We start from the raw sequence: 21,451 nt of genomic DNA on the forward strand, positions 1-21,451 counted from the left end.
TAAGAAGCCAGTTTATTTCACTAGATGTATTTATCTTTGAAGGGCATCTAACAGCGCTTAAGGCAAGGTAAATTGTGCGCGGTTCATAAGCTATCAGCAGCAAGCACCACACCGTCCGAAATTTTTTCTAAAGCATTGAATACATTATATTTAAAGAGAAACAAAAAATATAAAAAAAAGGAGCATCAAGCTCCTTTAAATCCAACCTTAAGAAGGCTCTTATTTCACTCGTCCAACATACTCAGCACTACGCGTGTCGACTTTAACCACTTCACCAATTTGAATAAACAAAGGAACTCGCACCACGGCACCCGTACTCAGGGTTGCGGGTTTGCCGCCAGTACCAGCTGTATCGCCTTTAAGGCCAGGATCTGTTTCAGTGACTTCAAGCTCCACAAAATTAGGCGGAGTCACTGCAATAGGGTTTTCATTCCAAGTCGTAATAACGCAAAGATCTTGTTCAACCAACCATTTGGCTGTATCCCCAACCGCTTTTTCGTCAGCCGCAACTTGCTCAAAAGTATCATTATTCATGAAATGCCAAAACTCACCATCGCTGTACAAAAATGCAAGCTCGTGATCCATGACATCGGCGGCTTCCACCGACTCACCTGATTTAAAGGTTTTCTCCAATACTTTTCCGGTTAACAGACGACGCAGTTTAACTCGGTTAAACGCCTGCCCTTTACCGGGTTTGACAAACTCGTTTTCCAAAATTGCATAAGGCTCGCCGTCGAGCATTAATTTTAGCCCGCCGCGGAATTCACTGGTACTATATGACGCCATTTAGTCCTCTACATACAAGGTTATTTCAAATTCAATGCTGCGAATAATAACGCGAAACGACTCAACTGTGCAGGTTAATTGGCAAAAAGAACTTGCAAATGCAGTAACAGATCCCAAACAGCTGTTGCAATACTTAGATCTGGACCCTGAAAATTACCAGCAACACTTCGCTGCACGTAAGTTATTCCCGGTACGAGTCCCCTTGAACTTTGTGAAACGGATGCAAAAAGGTAATCCAGAGGATCCGCTGCTACGTCAGGTTATGCCCTGTAGCGATGAGTTTCTCGACAGTCCAGGATTTAGCATCGATCCTCTCGGAGAACATCAAGCCGCGCTTCCCGGTCTATTACATAAATACACAAGCCGAGTGCTATTTATTGTTCGCGGTGGTTGCGCGATAAACTGCCGCTATTGCTTTCGCCGTCATTTCCCTTATCAAGATAACAGTCCTAACAAAGCAGGTTGGCAACAGGCACTTGAATACATTCGCCAAGATAGCGGAATTAATGAAGTCATTTTTAGTGGGGGCGATCCGCTAATGGCCAACGACCATCAACTGGCTTGGTTAATTAAACAACTAGAACAAATTCCACACCTTAAACGTTTACGGATCCATAGTCGTTTGCCGGTTGTGATCCCTTCTCGCATTACCGATGAATTGGTAACATTACTTGCAAGTTCTCGCTTAAGGTGCATCGTGGTAAGCCACATTAATCACCCCAACGAGCTAAACCAAGAACTCAGCCAAGCATTTTTAAAATTGCACGATGCTGGGATTTGCTTACTCAACCAAGCGGTATTGTTGAACGGGGTGAACAACGATGCGCAAGTCTTAAGTGAGCTAAGCGAAGCCTTATTTGCCGCACATATCATGCCCTACTATTTATTTTTATTGGATAAAGTCTCGGGTGCGGCCCACTTCGACGTTGACCAAGCGCAGGCGATTGCTATTATGCAGCAACTTTATCAAAGACTGCCTGGATTTTTGGTTCCACGACTCGCTCGCGAACAAGCCGGAAAAGCCAGTAAAACACCGATAGACATCGGCTTAGATTAAACAAAAACAGTGCTCGCTTTGTTGAATAGGCACATTTTAGTGCTTCAAGCTAAGCTATATTAAACACCAAGATAGTGATAAAACTCATGGATAAAACCAAGCTCATTAAACAGATCCAGCAAAATTTAAAAGATATTTACCACAAAGCCATTGATGCAGATGAACTGCTTAAGCAACAACAAGAACAAGGAAAAGCAAAGTTTAGCGCCCTCTTTAAAGAAAGTTTATTTAAACTGCAGCATCGGCATTTTCTACCTTATGTTGAAGAGCTTGCCAGTGACTTAGTGTTATTACAAGAATGCGAAGACGACGAACATTTTGTGACTCAGCTTAAACTCATCGTCGCCAAACTCGAACAACTACATAGCTTACTTGCAAAATTTAAATTCCTTACTCATTAGAGCCGTTCGCACTTTTCTGGGCATCATGGTTAGAGACAGAACAAGTTACATGTGCAGCCCCTCGAAATCAGCTAAGTCAGTACTGCTAGTTTTACCTAGGCAAGAAGTTCTAGGGCCACTTAAAATCGCACTTATAACAAGTGGCCCCATAATTTACATGTGATCTGCATGGCTTTAGCTCAATAAACTAGCCATAACAGTAAAACCAATGAGCGAGGCTCAACGGTCTGCCGTAAAATCATCACCTAAGTTAGCTTGAAACCGTTCTGCTGGTGCCCAATCCGCGAAAGCCGCACCTAATACAAAAACGTCTTTGGTTATCGCTTTTAGGTGGGCTAAATGTTGTTCATTATCAACTGCCGATACGATCAACTTCACCCCTAAACGATTCGCAAACAACACTGTCGCGGTCAGTAATGGTTGTTCATCGACAGCGCTTAAAAGCTCAGACATCAGAGACTCCGCTCCCCGTAAATATTGCACCGGAAGATGATTCAGTAATTCAAGAGGACACTCTGCACTGCCAAAGTTGTCTAACGACAAACTCACCCCTATCCGACGTAATTCACGGATCGCTTCCACACTATCCAATAACATATGTTGATTACTATCGATAATATTGATGATCAAGCGATGGGGTAAGATCCGACTCTCAACCAAGACTTTATTCACCAATACTAAAAAATCGTTATGGAGCGTACTGGATGAAATAGAAACCGCTAGCTGCAAGTTAGCACTATACTCATGTTGCCAAAGCTTCAACTGTTGGGTCGCTTCTCGAAGCACCCATGACTCTAAAGCCACCACACAACCACAGGCTTGTGCAAGCTCGAGCAATTCAGTTTGTTTGACCATCCCATAGACTGGGTGCTGCCAACGCACCTGAACTTCAGCACCAACAACCTGCAATTTAGACAAGTCAACGATTGCTTGATAAAACAAACAAAGCTGATGCTGCTCCAATGCCTCTCGTAGCTGACTCAGCAACAATTGTTCTCGCTCTTGAGCTAATTGCATCTCCCCTGCAAAAAACTGCCAAGAACTCCCACGCGACTGCTGCTTTGCCAAATACATCGCGGTATCGGCCTGACCCAGTATCGTTAACCAATCATAGTCATTCTCTAGCGCTAAACTAATGCCGATACTGGTTCCCACAAAACATTCTCGCCCTTTTAAAGACATCGGTTTTTCAATTACTTCAATTAAGCGCTGGGCAAAACCAGCGCTATCCTCTTGCAAACGCACTCGCGTTTGCACAATCGCAAACTCATCGCCTCCCAAGCGGACCGCAAAATCACACTGGCGCATTTGTCCCTGTAAACGCTGCCCGACCAAATTTAAAATCTGATCGCCGTATTGATGACCATAGCTATCGTTAATGCCTTTGAAGCCATTCAAATCCATCACCATAATGGCGTAATCACGACGATTGTTTTCCAAGCTAGTAATAAACTCGCGTAAACCAGCCCGATTAGGCAAACCCGTTAAGATGTCATGATTCGCTAAATAGCGATTCAAATGATTCTCTCGAACAATCCAAATAATCAAGATCGAGCCACAGATCAGTAAAGCACCAATCGAAAAAGACAGAATTAATTGCAACTGCAGTAAGCGAATATCCGTTTTATAATCAAATTCGCTATTACGTTGAAATTCTTTATTCACAAGAGAGTTGAGAGGTGTTGAATAAGACTTCAGGCGCTCCACCAAGCGTCCAAGTTTGGTATTATCGGGAGTAAAGGCTTGCAATAAAGGCTCAATTCGCTGGATCTCTTTAAATAGCTCTCTGACCAACTGAGTGGCATTTTGATCGCTTTGAAATCCGGCAGTTTCCTCGCCTTCCAAAAGCACAGGGATCCGACTCCATAGGATGTCATAACGCAACATCAGCTCATCTTTCTCTATCCCTCCCAAACGATAAAGCCGCAATGCGCTAATAAAGCGCCGGTGTTCGCTTTGCAACTGCACCACTGACCAAGAGGTGGTTGATTTAGGGGACTCTAATAAACGAATAATATGGCGTAGCTGGTAAACACAAACCAATGCGCTCACGATAAACAGCATAATCACCAATGATAGTAAAAAGCTCTTATACTGTTTGGGTAATCGAAGTAACCAATTCACAAGTCAGCAACTCACTTAACAATAATTTTGCGTAATTGCCAAATCATAAAATCATTATATGGCATTTGTAACAGCTCTGGATGCTGATCAATCGGTAACATTAACCATAGCGGGCCTTTCTCGCGCACTCGCATAAGATGTTCGTTATCAGACCAAGCTAAGATTGGATCAAACTGACTGATATCGGAAAAATCAATTTCCACCTCATAGTCATTTAAGGCAACCATGATCAAGCGAGTCGACTCCGCGCCAACAAGCTCAAGTATGTCCGCCACTCGAGGGCCTCGATAATGGTGACGACTTTCAACCCAAGGATTACGCGTCACGATAGAGTATTGCGGTAAGTCCTGTAACATCTTTAAATCAAAATCAGCAGCGCCTTGATTGTTACCTTGTGTAATGGCACCAGCCAGAGTCAATACCGGTGGGCCATTCGGTTTGGCTAAATCAGCAGACACCATCACTGAGTACAACAACATACTTAATGCCATCAGATATCGCATAACTCGTCCTCCTTAACGTGCTTGGTAATGCGCTTACAATATGAACTGTTTTAGCCTGACAATCCACACAGGCCGCAGTCATCGTACCATTGAGTATGGATGAACAATACTCAATAAAAAAGGCAAGCCAGCCCCTACTGAAGATTATTCATTGTTTTCCAGCAAGCGGGAGCAATGCACCACGACACAAAGTAAAATTAGCTAAGGTTAGCGCGAGTTAGGTAAACACTTATGTAAAGAGGCCTTTAAGATGAGTGAGTATAGCACTCAAAGCTGATAGGTAAGTTTGATAACTTATTAAACCAGAACTTAAATCTTGTTACAGCTAAGCAAGTTTGGACAGCACAGGAGAGGCAAGCTATTTAAGCGCAGATGAAACTTGGATGTCCTCGCTCTGGTCATCGATTTGTATTCCCGCCGTGTCGTTGCTGGGCATATTGATAAACGCATGACGATTGACTTGGTGATCTCCTCCATTTTCATTTTTTTAATCATCGCATAGACACTATCGCCAGTTTCCTCCTTGAATAAACGAGTGAAATGGAACTTCGACAAATGGCAATAGCGCGCTACATCTTCTACTTTTAATTCATTCTCAAGGTTATCAACGATGTAATCTATTCCTCTATTTACATATTTGTTTTTAATTTCCACCGGCTCTCCAAGAAAACAGTCTATTAAACTACGACGCACGCGATTAGTGACTTAGCAATATACCGCTAGCAACAAATAGAAAGAAGCGTTTCTTGAAGAAAGCAATACAACAGCAAATAGTATAAAAGGGATCAAATATAAAAGGCTCCCTCAGCAACTGAGTCAATTTATTTGACTTACTCAACATGCTTTAAGATACCTTCTGTTACCCACAGGCCGCTGGGCATTGCTAGTTCATTCTTAAAGCTTTCACTCCAGGGCACCCAGCCTTTGAAAGAGCAAAGACTTAAGAAACAAAAAAGCCCGTAAAGCAATGCCTTACGGGCTTTCTGAAACTTTATGAGTTTCTATGGATAGCTGGCGCTATGATTACATCATGCCGCCCATACCGCCCATTCCACCCATACCGCCCATGCCACCCATATCAGGTGCACCAGCAGCTTTATCTTCAGGCTTATCAGTGATCATGCACTCAGTGGTGATCATTAAGCCTGCAATCGATGCAGCGAATTGAAGGGCACTACGAGTCACTTTAGTTGGGTCAAGAATACCCATTGCTAACATGTCACCATATTCACCAGTACCAGCATTGTAGCCGTAGTTAGCTTCACCTTCTTTCACGTTGTTACATACCACTGATGATTCATCACCTGCGTTATCAACGATTTGACGAAGTGGGGCTTCCATCGCGCGAAGCGCAACACGAATACCAACGTTTTGCTCTTCATTATCACCTTTAAGGTCAATAATTTTAGCCGCAGCTCGAACCAACGCAACACCACCACCGGCAACCACACCTTCTTCAACCGCAGCGCGAGTCGCATGTAGCGCATCTTCAACACGCGCTTTCTTCTCTTTCATTTCAACTTCAGTCGCAGCGCCCACTTTAATCACGGCAACACCGCCAGCAAGTTTAGCAACACGTTCTTGAAGTTTTTCACGGTCGTAGTCAGAAGAGGTATCTTCAATTTGTTGACGAATTTGTACAACACGTCCTTCAATCGCAGCTTCTTCACCTAAACCATCAATAATGGTGGTGTTATCTTTAGTAATCACTACACGCTTAGCGCTACCAAGATCTTCTAAAGTCGCTTTTTCAAGTTCCAAACCAACTTCTTCTGAAATCACTGTACCGTTGGTTAGGATCGCAATGTCTTGTAACATCGCTTTACGACGGTCACCAAACCCAGGGGCTTTTACTGCTGAAACTTTCACAATACCACGCATGTTGTTAACAACTAGTGTGGCTAAGGCTTCGCCTTCAACATCTTCGGCAATAATCAGTAAAGGTTTGCCCGCTTTCGCCAAAGCTTCTAACAATGGAAGTAACTCACGGATGTTAGAAATTTTCTTATCAGCCAATAAAATGTAAGGGCTATCTAGCTCTACGCTGCCATTTTCTTGGTTATTGATGAAGTAAGGAGACAGGTAACCGCGATCGAACTGCATTCCTTCAACAACGTCTAGCTCATCAGTCAGAGCTTGACCTTCTTCTACAGTAATAACGCCTTCTTTACCTACTTTTTCCATTGCTTCTGCAATGATATTACCCACGGTGGTATCAGAGTTAGCAGAGATAGTCCCAACTTGAGCAATCGCCTTAGTATCGGCACAAGGTGCAGACAAGTTTTTAAGCTCAGCCACAGCTGCAACAACAGCTTTGTCGATACCGCGCTTCAGATCCATTGGATTCATACCTGCGGCAACGGCTTTTAGGCCTTCGTTAACGATACACTGCGCAAGTACAGTTGCAGTAGTTGTTCCATCACCAGCGGCATCATTGGCTTGAGAAGCAACTTCTTTCACCATTTGAGCGCCCATGTTTTCAAACTTATCTTCTAGCTCAATTTCTTTTGCAACCGAAACACCATCTTTAGTGATAGTCGGTGCTCCAAAAGATTTGTCTAAAACAACATTACGACCTTTCGGACCTAAAGTTACTTTTACTGCGTCTGCTAGAATGTTTACGCCCGCTAACATTTTGCCGCGAGAATCATTACCAAATAATACGTCTTTAGCTGCCATGATTTTTTCCTAAAATGAGTTCTGTTTTCTCTATCGAAAAAGGGAGATTATTCTACAATTGCAAGAATGTCTGATTCAGACATAATCAATACTTCTTCACCGTCAACTTTCTCAGTTTTAGTGCCGTAGCCTTCGTTAAATATAACGGTGTCACCCACTTTTACATCTAGGGCAAGTAACTCACCATTTTCTAGCATACGACCTTTACCTACAGCGAGTATTTCGCCACGGCTTGATTTTTCTGCTGCAGATCCTGTAAGCACGATGCCACCAGCTGATTTACTTTCTTGATCTTTACGTTTGATGATAACGCGGTCATGCAACGGACGGATATTCATTGCGATCTCTCCTTTAAAAAAACAATCGTGTTTTGTTCATGTATATGTAACTCAGAGTTACAAACTTAATCTTGCAAATAAGATGGGGGTCGTTAGTTGCGCATACAAGGGGGGATAGAAAATTTTTTATTTTTTTATCGAAAAAATATAACTGAAATCAATCTGAAAACATTTTCATCGACAAGTTGTACAAAAAACGCTTGAATTTAAGCTGAAATTTGAGCAGGATCACACCGACTGGTCATACAAAACATCATTTAACACAAAACTATAACAACTTAATAACAACCAGTTCAGTTTATTAGCGTAATAACGGGAGCACTAAGCATGCAGCCAATTTATATTGCCTTCGAGCGTTTAAGCGGTTTCTTTTCTAAAGAAAAAACCGTCTATGTACCTTTTCAAGGTAGCGTAGCAGAAGCGGAAGAACATCTTCGCTCCGACGAGTTTGGTAGTTTTTTGTCAACGAGCATGGGGATGAACCCTAGAGTCGTAACCACTAAACACTAACATCGATTGCTCAACCAAGCATACTCAAAAATAAGGGCTATAAGCCCTTATTTTTTTAATCATCTTTTCTTTCGAACTCACCTTCAATCACATTTCCAGACTTGTCGACATCTTTGATATTGGCTGGCCCCGTTTCTTGTTCTTGCCCAAAGTCTGGTGATTGATTTCTCATGGTTTGCATTTTTAATAGTTGCGATTTCAAAAATCGAGCCGCCAAAGCTGCGCGTAGTGGCGGGAACAATAACAATAAACCGAAGAAATCAGTAATAAATCCCGGCATCACCAACATCACGCCAGCAACAATCAGCATCAGGCCTTCAAACATTTGTTGCGCAGGTGTTTCGCCTCGCTCCATCGCCGCTCGTGCTTGGAAGGCGGTTTGTAAGCCTTGACTACGAACTAAAGAGGCTCCGACGACTGCGGTGAGGATCGTCAATCCAATCGCAGGAAGCGCTCCCATCAAACTACCCACCTTAATTAGTACAAAGATTTCAGCGTATGACAGACCCGCAAATAACAAAAAAATATATAAAAACAAGGGAGAAATCCTCTTCAAATGGCAAAGCACTAAACAATGCTTTATCTGCTAAGACTAAAATATGGGGAGCATCAGCGCAAATTTAAAGGCTGTCTGCTTGATATCGTCAGTGCTATTTATCTTGAATGATACACATTATTACGCTAAGAAATGAATACCTCGAAAAATGAACAAGCCACATTTATAAAACCAATCAGCAAAATGCAACGATTTCGAACAAAATCCTCAGCAAGCAAAAAAATCAGGGTTTGTGTTATTATTTTGTCGCAACTGAGGTCTGTCTATCATGAGTCGTAAAAAAGTACTTCCAAGACCGATGCTCTCGTAAGTATTGATTGAACGGCATACTGATTTTCGGATGACCTTTATAGGGTTGTATATTGATTAGGGAGCGAGAAAAGACCTCACATGGCAAAACGAATTTTTATCATCATACTGGCATTTTACTTCAGCTCTACACTGCATGCCGAAAGTCTGCTTAATCAATTACCAGGACTCAAGCCTTCGGTGACGAGTAATGCAGAAGAATTCTTGCCCGTCGATAGTGCCTTTGCCTTTAATTTTCTAGAACAAGATGGTGGCTTGCAACTTAACTGGCAAGTGGCCCCTCACTACTATCTTTATCAGCGGCAATTTAGCGTGAAGGTCAATGATAAGCCAATCGAGCTCAGTCACTACTTACCTCAAGCACAGCCCTATGATGACCCCTATTTTGGCCAAGTGCAGATTTACCCACAGGATGTGAGCTTCACCATCCCACTCGCACAACTCGGCGATGCCTCTCGCATTGAAGTCAGTTATCAAGGCTGTGCAAAAGCCGGTTTATGTTATCCACCGCAAATCAAAGAAGCCTTTCTTAGCAATCATATCGAGCCATCCACCACAGTTCCTGTAGCGCAAGCAACGCCAAGCCCCTCCGGCCTCAAGGTAAGTGAGCCGATTAGCCAGCAATGGGTATTGGCCGAGCGACTCACCAACAACAACATTTGGTTGAATATATTACTCTTCTTTATTTTGGGGCTCGGTTTAGCATTTACCCCCTGCGTTTTCCCCATGTACCCTATTTTAACTGGGATTATTGCTGGCCCGGGTAAACAACTTAGCACTCAGCGCGCTTTTCGCCTATCTTTGGCGTACGTGCAAGGCATGGCGCTCACCTTTACGAGCTTAGGTTTAGTGGTTGCCAGTGCTGGCCTACAGTTTCAAGCCGCGCTACAACATCCTGCTATTTTGGCTAGTTTAGCATTGTTATTTGTACTATTAGCCCTGTCCATGTTTGGCGTTTTTACCCTACAACTCCCCGGTCGCATCCAACAAAAACTCAACCAGCTCAGCCATCAGCAACAAGCTGGCTCTCTCTCCGGTGCTGCTATCATGGGCATGATATCGGGTTTAGTGGCGTCTCCTTGCACTGCTGCGCCCTTATCAGGGGTTCTCATTTATGTGGCACAAACAGGGGATCTCGCGCTCGGGGCTCTGATCCTTTATAGTTTAAGTCTTGGTATGGGCCTGCCCTTACTGTTACTAGGCGCCAGCAGTGGCAAATTATTACCCAAAGTCGGCGCTTGGATGGTACACGTGAAGACCTTCTTTGGAGTGATGTTATTAGCCGTAGCTATTTTGCTATTGGAACGCTTTATTCCCGAATCACTCGTTCAAGGGCTATGGCTGTTGCTGATTCTCGGGGCCAGTGGCTATTACTACCATCAAAATCGGCTGAGCCCGCTCAGCCCTTGGCAAACACTGCGCCAATTACTGCTTCTTGGTTGCATGCTGATTAGCCTATTGTGGGCCAGCCAAACTTGGTGGCATGAAGCGCCCAATATGCCACAGGGGAAATTTATTCAAGTGGCTAATTTGCAGGAAATGCAACAGCAGCTCGATTTAGCCGCGGCCCAGGCAAAACCAGTACTAGTTGATTTTTATGCTGACTGGTGCACCGCCTGTAAGGCCTTTGAAAAAGAGACTTTTAGTGATCCATTGGTCGCTGCACAGCTCAACAACATGGTATTGCTACAAGCCGATGTCACAACAACCGACGCCACTTCGATCAAATTACTCACACATTACCAAGTATTAGGCTTGCCCACTCTGCTATTATTTAATGCAAGCGGAGAAGAGCTACAGCAAGCGCGCATCACTGGATTTATGAACGCCGAAGCTTTTAATGCGCATTTACTGCTAAACGGCTTATAAATTAAGCTAAATGAGCAGCACAACAGCCCCGTAATGATCCGTAATTGCAGTGCAAGGGCTGTGGCGCTGGCGTAAACCAAAAGGCCGGCGCACAAGTAACAGGATGGTATATGCGCATAAAATTACTCCTTTTGATATGGCTATGCTGTAGCAATATTGCGCTGTCTGTCGCCACTGACAAACCAGGCATGCTACTGGTAACCGAGGAATGGGCTCCGTTTAATTACCAAGAAAATGGCAAACTGGTAGGCTTCTCTACCGAAATAGTAGCAGGCATCCTCAAGCTACTGAACGAAGACTATCAGATCCAACTGCTACCAAGCCTGAGGAGCACCCGCGTCCTTAATTCCCGTCCTCAAACCATGATGTTTTCGCTGTTTCGCACCCCCAGCAGGGAACAGCAATACAAATGGATTGGTCCACTCAGTGACGGCAGCATTTACTTCTATAAGCGCAGAGGCCATCGCATTCCTGTAGACAGTTTAGCCGACCTTAAACGCGTCAAACGTATTGCGACTCGCCATCAAGGCATCATCCCCAGTCTGTTATTAGAGCAGGGCTTCGAGAACCTTGACATGACAGCCACCAGCAGCATGCAGGTGTATCAGAAACTCCTGCTAGGGCGCGCAGATATTGCCATAAGCGATACCGACTTAGGGGTAAGCCATAACATGCGTATGCTGGCCGTCGATATGCGGCGCATCGAGAAAATACCGATTCAGGTATTTCGCTCCGACTTATATATCGCCGCTCACAAAGACCTGCCGGATAGTGAAATTCAGCGCTGGCAAGCCGCTCTGGACACCCTAAAAGCCAACGGTAGTTATCAAGCTATTTTTGATAAGTACATGCAAACAAGCTTAGCAACCTCTCGCCCTACTCAGTGACTGTATATTTATTTTGGCTGATGCCGTCAGGGGGCAGTCAGCTGCTTGCTTGAACAAACCAGGCGCGTGACAAGCAGCCCTAGCGAGCCACTCATTGGCGGAATTCAAGCGCACTATACAGCGAACCGCGAGCCAGTTAAGCTAAGCCCCCATCCCTACTTGAGGCGACCTATGCAACCTGGAAGAATTAATTTAAACCTGCTCAGTGCCTTATATTATCTGTTGCAAGAACAAAGTGTGACTCGTGCAGCCGAAAAAATGCACCTGAGTCAATCAGCCATGAGCAAGCATTTAGCCAAATTACGCGATGTTTTTGGCGATCCCCTATTAGTTCGGGTGCAAGGACAATTACAAACCACGCCTAAGGGCCTTGAATTAAAAGCACAAGTAGCCCCGTTATTAGATTCAGTAGAAAGCCTGTTGCATCAACAAGCCTTTGAGCCCAGCCTTTGCCAACGTACTTTTTGTATTGCAACCTCTGACTATGTCAGCGAACATTTATTACCCAAAGTCTTAAGTAAAATTTACCAGCAAGCCCCCCAACTCAATGTTGAACTATGTAACTGGGACCACACCACCAGCCGTTTATTACATAGCGGTGAAGTTGACCTAGGTTTAACCTTGCCACCACAAGATAGCAGTGAGTTGCACGCCATCACTTTAGGCAGCGATCATCTCGTCTGTTTGATGCATAAACATCATCCTTACCTCGATATCAGTTCGCCCAGCGCAGCCGATTATTGCCGTTATCCACATGCAATCATCACCACTGGCGCCGATAAAAACTCGCAAATCGACCGTTACCTCAATCAACAAGGTTTACAACGGCAAATACAGCTCAAAGCTTCATCGTACTTCGCCACCCTGCAGATCTTAACCGAGACTCGTTTCATTCTAACCATGCCAGCCCAAATTGCTGAGCAGTTAATCAAACAACGTCCGCTAGCGATTGTCGACTTACCTTTTACTGCGAGCGGCTTCGACTACTCACTGATTTGGCACCATCGTAACCATCACGATCCCGCCCATAGCTGGTTTAGGCAGCAACTACACCAAGCAATGACTTAGCCCAGAGAAGCCGTTAAGCTAAAACAAGCCACTGGGCCACATTTATAAGTTAATCGAGTAGAGAACAGATATGAGCCAGCACACTTGTCCCGGCTGTGGACAAGCCCTCAATTGCAGTGCCGACAAAAATTGCTGGTGTATGAAGATGCCCAGTATCTTGCCAGTGAGTGCCGATTTAAGTGAGCAAAGCTGTTATTGCGCCCCTTGTTTGGCTAAAAAACTCAGCCAAAAACTAGACCAATTATGCCAAACCATGCCACACCATGAGTTATTAGCCTTAGCTCAACGCTACCAAAATAATCAAAGCCCGCTACAGCAGCACATCGATTATCAAGAAAAAGACGGATTAATGGTGTTTAGTGCTTGGTATCATCTAAAGCGAGGCAGTTGCTGTGGCAGTGGCTGTAGAAACTGTCCCTATCCTAAGCGCCAACGGCCAAAATAAATACCCAGCCAACACCAACCCTCTAAGCCTCACCAAAGTATTCCAAAATGGAATACTTTAGATAGCAATAATTCCATTTTAATATTTCACTTAAGTTCTTACACTAGCCGCTGTTTCATCTGTAGCTCTTTAATTGCAAGGATTAATCCGGTGTTCGAAGCCTTAAGTGCATTATTATTAATTAACCTACTCGGCATGCTCAGCCCCGGCCCAGATATGGTGATGGTGCTTCGCCACGCGACCCAAAGTAAGCGCCAAGCCAGTCTATGTGCATGTGGTGTGTTATTAGGCTTTAGCATTCACATTTGCTTCGCTATCGCGGGTTTATCACTGCTCATCCAACAATCCCCGCTACTATTTGAAATCCTGCGTTGGAGTGGCGCAGGTTTCTTGATCTTCATCGGTCTTAAAACCCTACTCAGTCGCCCGCAAGGACTTAAAATTGGCAAAGCTTCACAGCCCCAGGCGGGTAAAAAAGTCATCCTGAGTGGCATTGCCTGTAATTTGCTAAATCCTAAAATTCTGGTCTTTGTGGTTAGTGTCTTTAGCCAGTTTATCGGTCGCGAGACCGCGTTTAGCGACAAGTTGATTTTGGCTGCCGCCTTACTACTCGAAACCAGCCTGTTGTGGTGTTTGTTGGTACATTTGTTATCTCATCATCGAGTACAAATGAAACTGCAGCGCTACCAACAATGGGTTAATCGTTTTAGCGGTTCAAGCTTACTCGGGATGGGAACTTTGCTCGGCCTTCACAGTTAACCAGTAAGCAAATTGAATCCACAAGCGCTTGGTGCTATGGTCAAAAAAAAGGCTGAAACACCTGATTATGGACGATACCTACAAGATCATTATTGCGGATGACCACCCCTTGTTTCGTAGTGCGCTGCAGCAGGCGGTGCATACCGCTGTCCCCGATGCACGATTGCTCGAAGCAGAAAACGTAAGTGATTTACTTGAATTGCTCGATAGCCAACGCGAGCCTGACTTATTATTACTCGATTTAAAAATGCCCGGAGCAAATGGTTTTTCGGCATTTACTCATTTACATGGCCAATATCCTGATTTACCGATTGTTGTGATATCTGCCAGTGAAGAAACGAGCGTTGTACAAAAAGCCAAGCAACTTGGGGCGACAGGCTTTATTCCAAAATCGACCCCCTTGCAGCAATTGGTTGCGGCGATCCAACATATTATCGAAGGGGATGATTGGTACCCCGAAGGTATTAGTTTTGCAAAAAGTGCCGAACAAGATCCACTTGCGGAGCGTTTGGCCAGCTTAACGCCTCAGCAATACAAAGTTTTGGTGATGCTCAATGAAGGCTTGCTAAATAAACAAATTGCCTATGAGCTGAATGTCTCTGAAGCGACAATTAAAGCGCACGTGACCGCGATTTTCCGCAAACTCAATGTAAAAAACCGGACTCAAGCCGTGATCGCCCTACAGCAATTAGAACTAGAGCCTAGACCCGAAGATAGCCCTCTTTAAGCCGAAGAGATCACATCCCCCAAATCATCCGACTCGATGATATTCGGGACTTAGGCATTTGGTTTCAGCCAATAGTTGGCTGCGGTTTTACTGTTCAGCAATTGTTGGCATAATTTTTTCAAACGCAAAGGTCGTAGTGGTTTACTTAAGTAAGCAAAGCCTTGAGCGCGCACCCGGTCAATCAAGTCGGTATGACGATCGGCACTAATCACGATGCCATGACAGGACAGCTTCCCTTGATGGATCAGCCGCTGTAGCGCCTCGAGACCCGTTTTATCATGATCAAGATGGTAGTCACTTAGAATCAGCTCAGGGATCCAACCATCGGCAATCAACGCTTCCGCTTCTTCGACCGCTTCACAACACAGCACTTGGTAACCCCAACGACTCAACAAACTTTCCATGCCAACTAAGATCTCGGGCTCATTATCGATGCACAGCACCTTGGCCCCTTGGGTAACATTAATATTGTCATGTTCAACGGGGCTTAATTTGTGGACATTAAGCGCCTCCACAACGGGCACTGTCACATAGAACACCGAGCCTTTGCCGGGGGTTGATTCTACCCCAATCGGAATTTCTAATAATTCAGCAAATCCTTGAGCAATCGCCAAACCAAGACCCAAGCCTTCATCTCTCGCTCGGCCCGATTTATTGAGCTGTTGAAATTCTTCAAAAATTTGCTGCTGCTTGCTTTTCTCGATACCGGGACCGTTATCCCAGACTTCCAAGCGCAGGTAATTACCTTTGCGGCGAGCGCCCAATAGTACTTTCCCTTGAGGGTTGTAACGTAAGGCATTGGTTAAAAAGTTTTGTAAGATCCGCCGCAGCAACTTGCTATCGGTACTCACCGTTAGTCTGCTGGCTTGCAACTTCAACTCAACCCCTTGTTGTTGCGCTAAAGGCAAAAATTCTGCATGAATATGGTCCAGCAAGTGGCCAACCTCAAACTGTTCATTACTCACCTCCACCCGACCCGATTCCAAACGCGAAATATCTAGTAAATCACTAATGATCTCTTCCGCCGAATACAACGACTTATCAATGCTTGCCGCTAAAAATTCAGCTTCTTTACTCATCTCTGATTCCAGTAAGGAACCCACAAATAGTTTGGCCGCGTTCAGCGGTTGCATCAGATCATGGCTGACCGCCGCTAAAAACCGAGACTTGGATTGATTCGCCTGCTCAGCCGACAGTGTTGCCTGTACCAATTGCTGGTTGATCGAAGACAATTGCTGAGTGCGCTGAGCAACTCGCGCCTCCAATATTTCATTGGCCTGCTTGAGCATATCTTCGGCCTGCCTGAAGGTTGTGATATCACTAAAGGTCATCACATAACCACCGTTAGGCATCGGGTTCCCCTGCACCTGAATCACGCGTCCGTCTAAACGGACACGTGAAGAAGTATGGCTGGAGCCACGGCGTAAATGTTCCACCCGCCGCTCAACATGTTCTTCAATATCACCCGGCCCACACAAACCATTAATCGCATTATGACGGATCACCTCTTCAATAGGACGCCCGACCACTAATAGGCCATGAGGAAATTCAAACAATTCGGTATAACGACGATTCCAAGAAACCAACTTCAACTCGATATCAACGATAGCAATCCCTTGGTCGATATGTTCTATCGCCCCCTGCAACAAATGTTTGTTGTATTGCAACAATCCAGATGCTTCTTCAGCGATTGAAGCAAACTCTTCCAGCTGAACTTGCTTCCCCTGTAATACCGAACCAAGCACTAAACGAGCCGAAGAAGAGCCAAATACCCCGCCCAACATCCGCTCCGTTTCAGCAATTAATTCTACTGGGGCCTGTTGGTTAGGGCTCAGTTGCAAGCCTCGAGAAGCCGCGTACTTTTGAAAGCTCTCGTTAACGCGCTGTGTCCCAAGGAAACGAGACGACAGCATGTGCAGCTCTTCAACACTCACCTTCGACTGATAGAGCGCCCCAGCATCATCCGTCTTACCAATTTGCCCCACAAAGCTGCTGGCCTGTAGCCATTCAGAAACCGCCGGACTGGATAATTTAGAGCCGAGTAAATAGGCCAGCAAATTACACACTAAGCTCAGTACAACCCCCCAGTTATTATTCGAGATTAAGGGTTGACCATCCCACTGTGGAGCGGTCAGTCCCTCGACAATACTCTGCATTAGCCACCAATTTGGCCATAGATGCGGCAAACTATCGGTAATATTCAATAAATTGAGCAACCACAACAGCATGCCCACCGATAAACCAGCATACACACCAGTGCGGTTGCCTTCTCGCCAATACAAACCAAAAACCAAGGGGATCGCTAACTGAGCGATTGCGGCAAACGACAAGAAGCCAATATCGGCCAAATTCCCGACCTCTCCAAGGATCAAGAATGCGCCCCAGGCCAATAACAAGATCACTAAGATAGTGGTACGGCGTACGTTTAATAACAACTCACTAAACTGAGCAAAGTTACGTTGACTTAATCCGCCTTGTTTCAGTAATAAGGGCAACACCAGATCGTTGCTTACCATAATCGCTAAGGCGATGGTCGACACCACCACCATACCGCTGGCCGCAGAAGTCCCACCCAAAAAGGCCGCCATCCCAAGGATCTTATGCCCAGCCGCCAGCGGCAGGCTAATCACAAAATTATCGGCAGGAGTTCCCGCAGGCAATAAATAGTCTCCAGCAAAAGCGATCGGCAATACAAAAACCGCCAACAGCAATAAATAAGCGGGAAATAACCAGCGTGCGGTCTGTAGGTCGTTCACCTGATTATTTTCAACCACCGTGACATGAAACTGCCTCGGCAGACAAATTACCGCCGACATAGCCAACAATGTCGCCACCACCAAATCGCTCACATTGGCGATACTCAGTTGCTGCCATTTATTGCCCATTGAGGCGCCTACCGCCTGCTGAGCCTCTACAGGTAAATCCCACAGCAGGCTAATAGCCAACAGCCCGACACAAACAAAGGCCAGCAATTTAATCAAAGACTCGAAGGCGATCGCGACAATAACTCCGCGGTGATGCTCCGTCGCATCAATATGGCGGGTTCCAAACAACATGGTAAAAATCGCCAGCGCGATGCTCACAAACAAGGCAATTTGTGAGCTACTGCCCTCACCGACCGCTTGTCGCATTGGCTCGCCACCAAACAAATCCAAACCCATCACAATGGCCCTCAGCTGCAACGAGATATAGGGCAAAATACCAATGATACAAATTAAGGAAATCACCACAGCCAGAGTTTGCGATTTACCGTAACGGGCGGCAATAAAATCAGCGATGGTGGTAATATGTTCACGCTTGGCAATTAAGATCAGCCGCGCTAACAGCTTCCAGCCAAATAGAAACAACAAGATTGGACCAAGGTAAATAGGAATAAACGATAGCAGGTTTTCGCTGGCTTGCCCCACCGTGCCGTAAAACGTCCAGGAGGTACAGTACACCGCGATCGAAAAGCTATAAAAAGCCGGTTGCCAACGCAGCCGCTCACTCTGGTTTTTATCGGTATAGTAGGCAATGACAAACAAAGCCCCCAAGTAAACCAACGACAGCGGAATCACTAACCAACCTTCGCTTACCATTTCCATCTTGAATCCGTTCCTTGTGACTCGCAGAGATCCTATCTAGCCCTAAAGCTGGCTATCTTTGGTGGTCGATTTTAATTCGACATAAAAGCACTTTTATCACGGCAAAAATGCGACGGCCTCAAAAACCAAACAAATCCCTCACTCATTCCTAACAAGGGGCAGGGGCTGGCGCAAATCGCTATCGCGCCCCCCTTTCAGGCCGCGCTTTAGCATGATTTAGACTAAAGTCGTCTAGGTAAAACTAACAAAAAAAGACATGCTTATCTGTGACCAAGACATAGAGTTATCCTACCCCATGGTGAGGCGATGAGCACAGATTTCAACTTCCAGCACCCACCTTTTGACCAACTAGAGCCTCAGCAACGGCAACTGGTCAGCAGCAATTTAGATATTCATTATTTTCAAAGTCAGCAGAAAATAGTGACTGCTGGCACCGAAGCAAAAGCGCTGTTTATTATTATTAAGGGGCAGGTTGAAGAGCGAGCTGACAACAATGATGAAGTGTTCGCTCACTATACCCATGAAGATTGGTTCGACGTACGCTCACAGTTTGGTGGTTACGCCAAACATGACTACCTCGCCTTAGAGGAAACCCTCTGTTATGCCTTGCCCAGCCGTATTTTTCGTCAGCTAGTCAGCGAAAACAGTGATTTTGGTGATTACTTTCAGCGCGATTTGGCGACTCGCCATCAATTAGTAGAATCCCGTGAAGGCAATAAAAATCTAGCCGAGTTCATTTTAACCTGCATCGATGAGCGTAACGTGCAGCCAGCGGTGGTGATTGAAGGGGAAACCTCACTCCAACAAGCCACTTTTATCATGCGTGAACAAAAACTCGAATCTCTATTAGTTAATCACGATGGTTGCTTCGGTATGTTAACCGGTACTGATTTACTACACGCTGCAGTATTAGTGCAGCAATCGCTGGATACACCAGTTAGCCAGTTAGCTAATTTCAACTTAATTAGTGTCAATAAAGGCGATTTTTTATTTAATGCCATGTTGTTGATGACTCGTAATAACATCGAACGAGTCGTGGTAAAAGATGAGCAAAAAATCATTGGCGTGATGGAAATGTCTCACCTGCTCAGCCTCTTCTCCACTCATTCCCATGTATTAGCCTTACGTATTGCACGAGCCTCAAGCATTGAAGAACTCAGCGAAGCGGCCCTCACTCTCAACCGGCTCGTGGAAAACCTTTGCAATAACGGTATTCGCACCTTATTTGTGATGAAGCTATTGGCCACCATGAATGAACAAATCATTCATCGGGTGTTTGATTTATCCATCGCCCCAGAGCATCACAGCCATGTGTGTTTAATGGTGATGGGGAGTGAAGGGCGCGCAGAGCAAATCATTAAGACCGACCAAGACAACGGTCTGGTGCTCGAAGATGGTTACGATTGGCCGGAAAAACAACAGCAGCTAGAGCAGTTCAGCGATTACCTGCTACAACTAGGTTATCCGCCTTGTCCTGGCAAGATCATGGTCAACAATCCGCAATGGGTACAAAGTCAAAGTCAATGGAGTGAAACCATCGCCAACTGGGTCGAAATTGGCCACGGTGAAGCCATGATGAACATCGCCATTATCTTGGATGCCCATGCCATTGCTGGCAATAAAAGCCTATTACGGCATATGCGTAAAGATTTAATGGCGCAAATGGCCAAACGCAGCGTGACTCTGGCGTTTTTTGCTCAACCGGCCTTAAAATTTCACACGCCACTAACCCTATTTGGCAAGATCAAATCGAAACACGCTGGTTTAGACATCAAGAAAGGCGGCATCTTCCCCATTGTTCATGGCGTGAGAGCTCTCGCCCTAGAGCAATCAGTCATCCCCACCAATACCCTAGAGCGAATTGAATGTTTGGCTCAACTTAAGATCCTAGAAGCCGACATGGCCGCTAATCTCACCGAAGCTCTCTTATTGTTTTTCAAATTACGTATTCAACAGCTATTCCCGATCGACGAAGAGCATGACTATCACACCCTTAAACTGGAACAATTGAATCATAGTCAACGGGATCTATTGCGCCACGGTTTACATGTGGTGAAAAAGTTTAAGCAGCAATTGGCCTTACACTTCAATATCCGCGATTACTAGGCGAAGTAATGCTGCAACGTTTTCTGTATCAGCGTAAATATAAACACAGCGACTTCGCCGAGTTATTTCAACGTTATCGTGGTCAGCAATATGTCGCGCTCGATCTGGAAACCACCAGCTTAGACACCCGCCAAGCCGACATTGTTTCGATAGGTGCGGTACTGATCGATGAAAATAAAATCTTAACTAGTCAGCCCTTCGAAGCGAAGATCCAAGCCACCGATAAACTGGCTGGTGACTCAATTAAAATTCACCTGCTACGTCATCGTGATTTACAGCAAGGTTGTCGTATCGAAGACGCTCTGCCAGCCTTGCTCAAATTTATTGGCCCACGAGCCATCGTGGGTTACAACATCGGCTATGACCAACGCATTCTCAATCGCCATTGTCGACAATTGTACGGTTTTAAATTACTCAATCCACTCATCGATGTGGGCAGAATGTTTGCCGACAAGGTACATGTCGAGCATGTGGGGATCAGTCCCAACCTCGACCTGGAACATATTTGTAATAGCCTGAATATTCCGCTGTCGGGACGTCATCAAGCGATTGACGATGCAATAACCGCCGCGATGATTTATTTACGTTTAACCTACGGCCCCCGCCCCACCATGGCACTCCCCAAGCTAAGGTCTGGTTAGCACCGTGAGCAGGCTCTCAATTATCACCGATAACAATCAGAAGCACTTTGATTAATAAAACATTTCACTATTCTTTACAAATAATTAACCAAAAGTCTAATT

18 protein-coding genes and 2 pseudogenes are annotated in these 21,451 nt (G+C 45.2%); 12 read left to right on the forward strand and 8 right to left on the reverse strand.

The window, feature by feature from the left end:
- Nucleotides 1-219 precede the first annotated feature (219 nt).
- Nucleotides 220-786 (reverse strand): elongation factor P, encoded by a 567-nt coding sequence (efp, locus tag ACRRSX_RS19550; protein WP_432455918.1) that lies wholly within the window; start codon nucleotides 784-786, stop codon nucleotides 220-222.
- Nucleotides 787-820: 34 nt separating this feature from the next.
- Between efp and epmB the strand changes: the two genes are divergently transcribed.
- Both epmB and ACRRSX_RS19560 read left to right on the forward strand, forming a co-directional pair.
- Nucleotides 821-1,843 (forward strand): EF-P beta-lysylation protein EpmB, encoded by a 1,023-nt coding sequence (epmB, locus tag ACRRSX_RS19555; protein WP_432455917.1) that lies wholly within the window; start codon nucleotides 821-823, stop codon nucleotides 1,841-1,843.
- Nucleotides 1,844-1,929: 86 nt separating this feature from the next.
- Nucleotides 1,930-2,244: a hypothetical protein gene (locus tag ACRRSX_RS19560; protein ID WP_432455916.1), complete on the forward strand. Its 315-nt coding sequence runs from the start codon at nucleotides 1,930-1,932 to the stop codon at nucleotides 2,242-2,244.
- 219 nt (nucleotides 2,245-2,463) lie between these two features.
- Here the strand turns inward: ACRRSX_RS19560 and ACRRSX_RS19565 are convergent, their stop codons facing one another.
- The gene (locus tag ACRRSX_RS19565; RefSeq protein WP_432455915.1) at nucleotides 2,464-4,368 is read right to left on the reverse strand and encodes a putative bifunctional diguanylate cyclase/phosphodiesterase; all 1,905 of its coding nucleotides are present in this window, start codon (nucleotides 4,366-4,368) and stop codon (nucleotides 2,464-2,466) included.
- A gap of 11 nt (nucleotides 4,369-4,379) precedes the next feature.
- The gene (locus ACRRSX_RS19570) at nucleotides 4,380-4,871 is read right to left on the reverse strand and encodes a molybdopterin-binding oxidoreductase (RefSeq protein WP_432455914.1); all 492 of its coding nucleotides are present in this window, start codon (nucleotides 4,869-4,871) and stop codon (nucleotides 4,380-4,382) included.
- Between the two features lie 288 nt (nucleotides 4,872-5,159).
- On the opposite strand from ACRRSX_RS19570, the pseudogene ACRRSX_RS19575 reads away from it, so the two are divergent.
- Nucleotides 5,160-5,349: pseudogene (locus ACRRSX_RS19575) on the forward strand (IS3 family transposase); the annotation flags it as partial.
- A gap of 77 nt (nucleotides 5,350-5,426) precedes the next feature.
- Here ACRRSX_RS19575 and ACRRSX_RS19580 read toward each other — a convergent pair.
- The 3 genes and pseudogenes from ACRRSX_RS19580 to ACRRSX_RS19590 all read right to left on the reverse strand — a co-directional run.
- Nucleotides 5,427-5,564, reverse strand: a pseudogene (locus ACRRSX_RS19580) (hypothetical protein); the annotation flags it as partial.
- A 330-nt stretch (nucleotides 5,565-5,894) separates the two neighbouring features.
- Entirely contained in the window at nucleotides 5,895-7,550 is a 1,656-nt protein-coding gene (groL, locus tag ACRRSX_RS19585; RefSeq protein ID WP_432455913.1) for a chaperonin GroEL, read from the reverse strand.
- Between the two features lie 47 nt (nucleotides 7,551-7,597).
- The gene (locus ACRRSX_RS19590) at nucleotides 7,598-7,888 is read right to left on the reverse strand and encodes a co-chaperone GroES (RefSeq protein WP_432455912.1); all 291 of its coding nucleotides are present in this window, start codon (nucleotides 7,886-7,888) and stop codon (nucleotides 7,598-7,600) included.
- A gap of 327 nt (nucleotides 7,889-8,215) precedes the next feature.
- Between ACRRSX_RS19590 and ACRRSX_RS19595 the strand changes: the two genes are divergently transcribed.
- Nucleotides 8,216-8,398: a hypothetical protein gene (locus tag ACRRSX_RS19595; protein ID WP_432455911.1), complete on the forward strand. Its 183-nt coding sequence runs from the start codon at nucleotides 8,216-8,218 to the stop codon at nucleotides 8,396-8,398.
- A gap of 55 nt (nucleotides 8,399-8,453) precedes the next feature.
- On the opposite strand, the gene ACRRSX_RS19600 is transcribed toward ACRRSX_RS19595, so the two are convergent.
- On the reverse strand, nucleotides 8,454-8,936 hold the full coding sequence (locus ACRRSX_RS19600) for an FxsA family protein (protein WP_432455910.1): 483 nt from the start codon (nucleotides 8,934-8,936) through the stop codon (nucleotides 8,454-8,456).
- Nucleotides 8,937-9,344: 408 nt separating this feature from the next.
- Here ACRRSX_RS19600 and ACRRSX_RS19605 point away from each other — a divergent pair, with 408 nt between their 5' ends.
- From ACRRSX_RS19605 to ACRRSX_RS19630, 6 genes are all read left to right on the forward strand, one after another.
- Complete coding sequence (locus tag ACRRSX_RS19605) at nucleotides 9,345-11,132, forward strand: protein-disulfide reductase DsbD (protein WP_432455909.1); 1,788 nt, start codon at nucleotides 9,345-9,347, stop codon at nucleotides 11,130-11,132.
- 110 nt (nucleotides 11,133-11,242) lie between these two features.
- A complete protein-coding gene (locus ACRRSX_RS19610; RefSeq protein ID WP_432455908.1) occupies nucleotides 11,243-12,019 on the forward strand; it encodes a substrate-binding periplasmic protein in 777 nt (258 codons plus the stop codon).
- 171 nt (nucleotides 12,020-12,190) lie between these two features.
- On the forward strand, nucleotides 12,191-13,087 hold the full coding sequence (locus ACRRSX_RS19615; protein WP_432455907.1) for a LysR family transcriptional regulator: 897 nt from the start codon (nucleotides 12,191-12,193) through the stop codon (nucleotides 13,085-13,087).
- A 70-nt stretch (nucleotides 13,088-13,157) separates the two neighbouring features.
- Entirely contained in the window at nucleotides 13,158-13,532 is a 375-nt protein-coding gene (locus tag ACRRSX_RS19620) for a DUF5522 domain-containing protein (RefSeq protein ID WP_432455906.1), read from the forward strand.
- Between the two features lie 150 nt (nucleotides 13,533-13,682).
- A complete protein-coding gene (locus ACRRSX_RS19625; RefSeq protein ID WP_432455905.1) occupies nucleotides 13,683-14,291 on the forward strand; it encodes a LysE family translocator in 609 nt (202 codons plus the stop codon).
- A 67-nt stretch (nucleotides 14,292-14,358) separates the two neighbouring features.
- Nucleotides 14,359-15,018, forward strand: a complete 660-nt coding sequence (locus tag ACRRSX_RS19630) for a response regulator (RefSeq protein WP_432455904.1) — start codon at nucleotides 14,359-14,361, stop codon at nucleotides 15,016-15,018.
- A 50-nt stretch (nucleotides 15,019-15,068) separates the two neighbouring features.
- On the opposite strand, the gene ACRRSX_RS19635 is transcribed toward ACRRSX_RS19630, so the two are convergent.
- Nucleotides 15,069-18,602 carry a PAS domain-containing hybrid sensor histidine kinase/response regulator gene (locus ACRRSX_RS19635; RefSeq protein WP_432455903.1) on the reverse strand — a complete coding sequence of 1,178 codons (3,534 nt, stop codon included), beginning with the start codon at nucleotides 18,600-18,602 and terminating at the stop codon, nucleotides 15,069-15,071.
- A gap of 306 nt (nucleotides 18,603-18,908) precedes the next feature.
- Here ACRRSX_RS19635 and ACRRSX_RS19640 point away from each other — a divergent pair, with 306 nt between their 5' ends.
- Both ACRRSX_RS19640 and ACRRSX_RS19645 read left to right on the forward strand, forming a co-directional pair.
- The gene (locus ACRRSX_RS19640) at nucleotides 18,909-20,708 is read left to right on the forward strand and encodes a DUF294 nucleotidyltransferase-like domain-containing protein (RefSeq protein ID WP_432455902.1); all 1,800 of its coding nucleotides are present in this window, start codon (nucleotides 18,909-18,911) and stop codon (nucleotides 20,706-20,708) included.
- An 8-nt stretch (nucleotides 20,709-20,716) separates the two neighbouring features.
- The gene (locus ACRRSX_RS19645) at nucleotides 20,717-21,349 is read left to right on the forward strand and encodes a 3'-5' exonuclease (protein WP_432455901.1); all 633 of its coding nucleotides are present in this window, start codon (nucleotides 20,717-20,719) and stop codon (nucleotides 21,347-21,349) included.
- Nucleotides 21,350-21,451 lie beyond the last annotated feature (102 nt).

Origin of the sequence: Agarivorans sp. QJM3NY_30 (genome assembly GCF_050870855.2) — a bacterium.
Lineage (GTDB): Bacteria > Pseudomonadota > Gammaproteobacteria > Enterobacterales > Celerinatantimonadaceae > Agarivorans.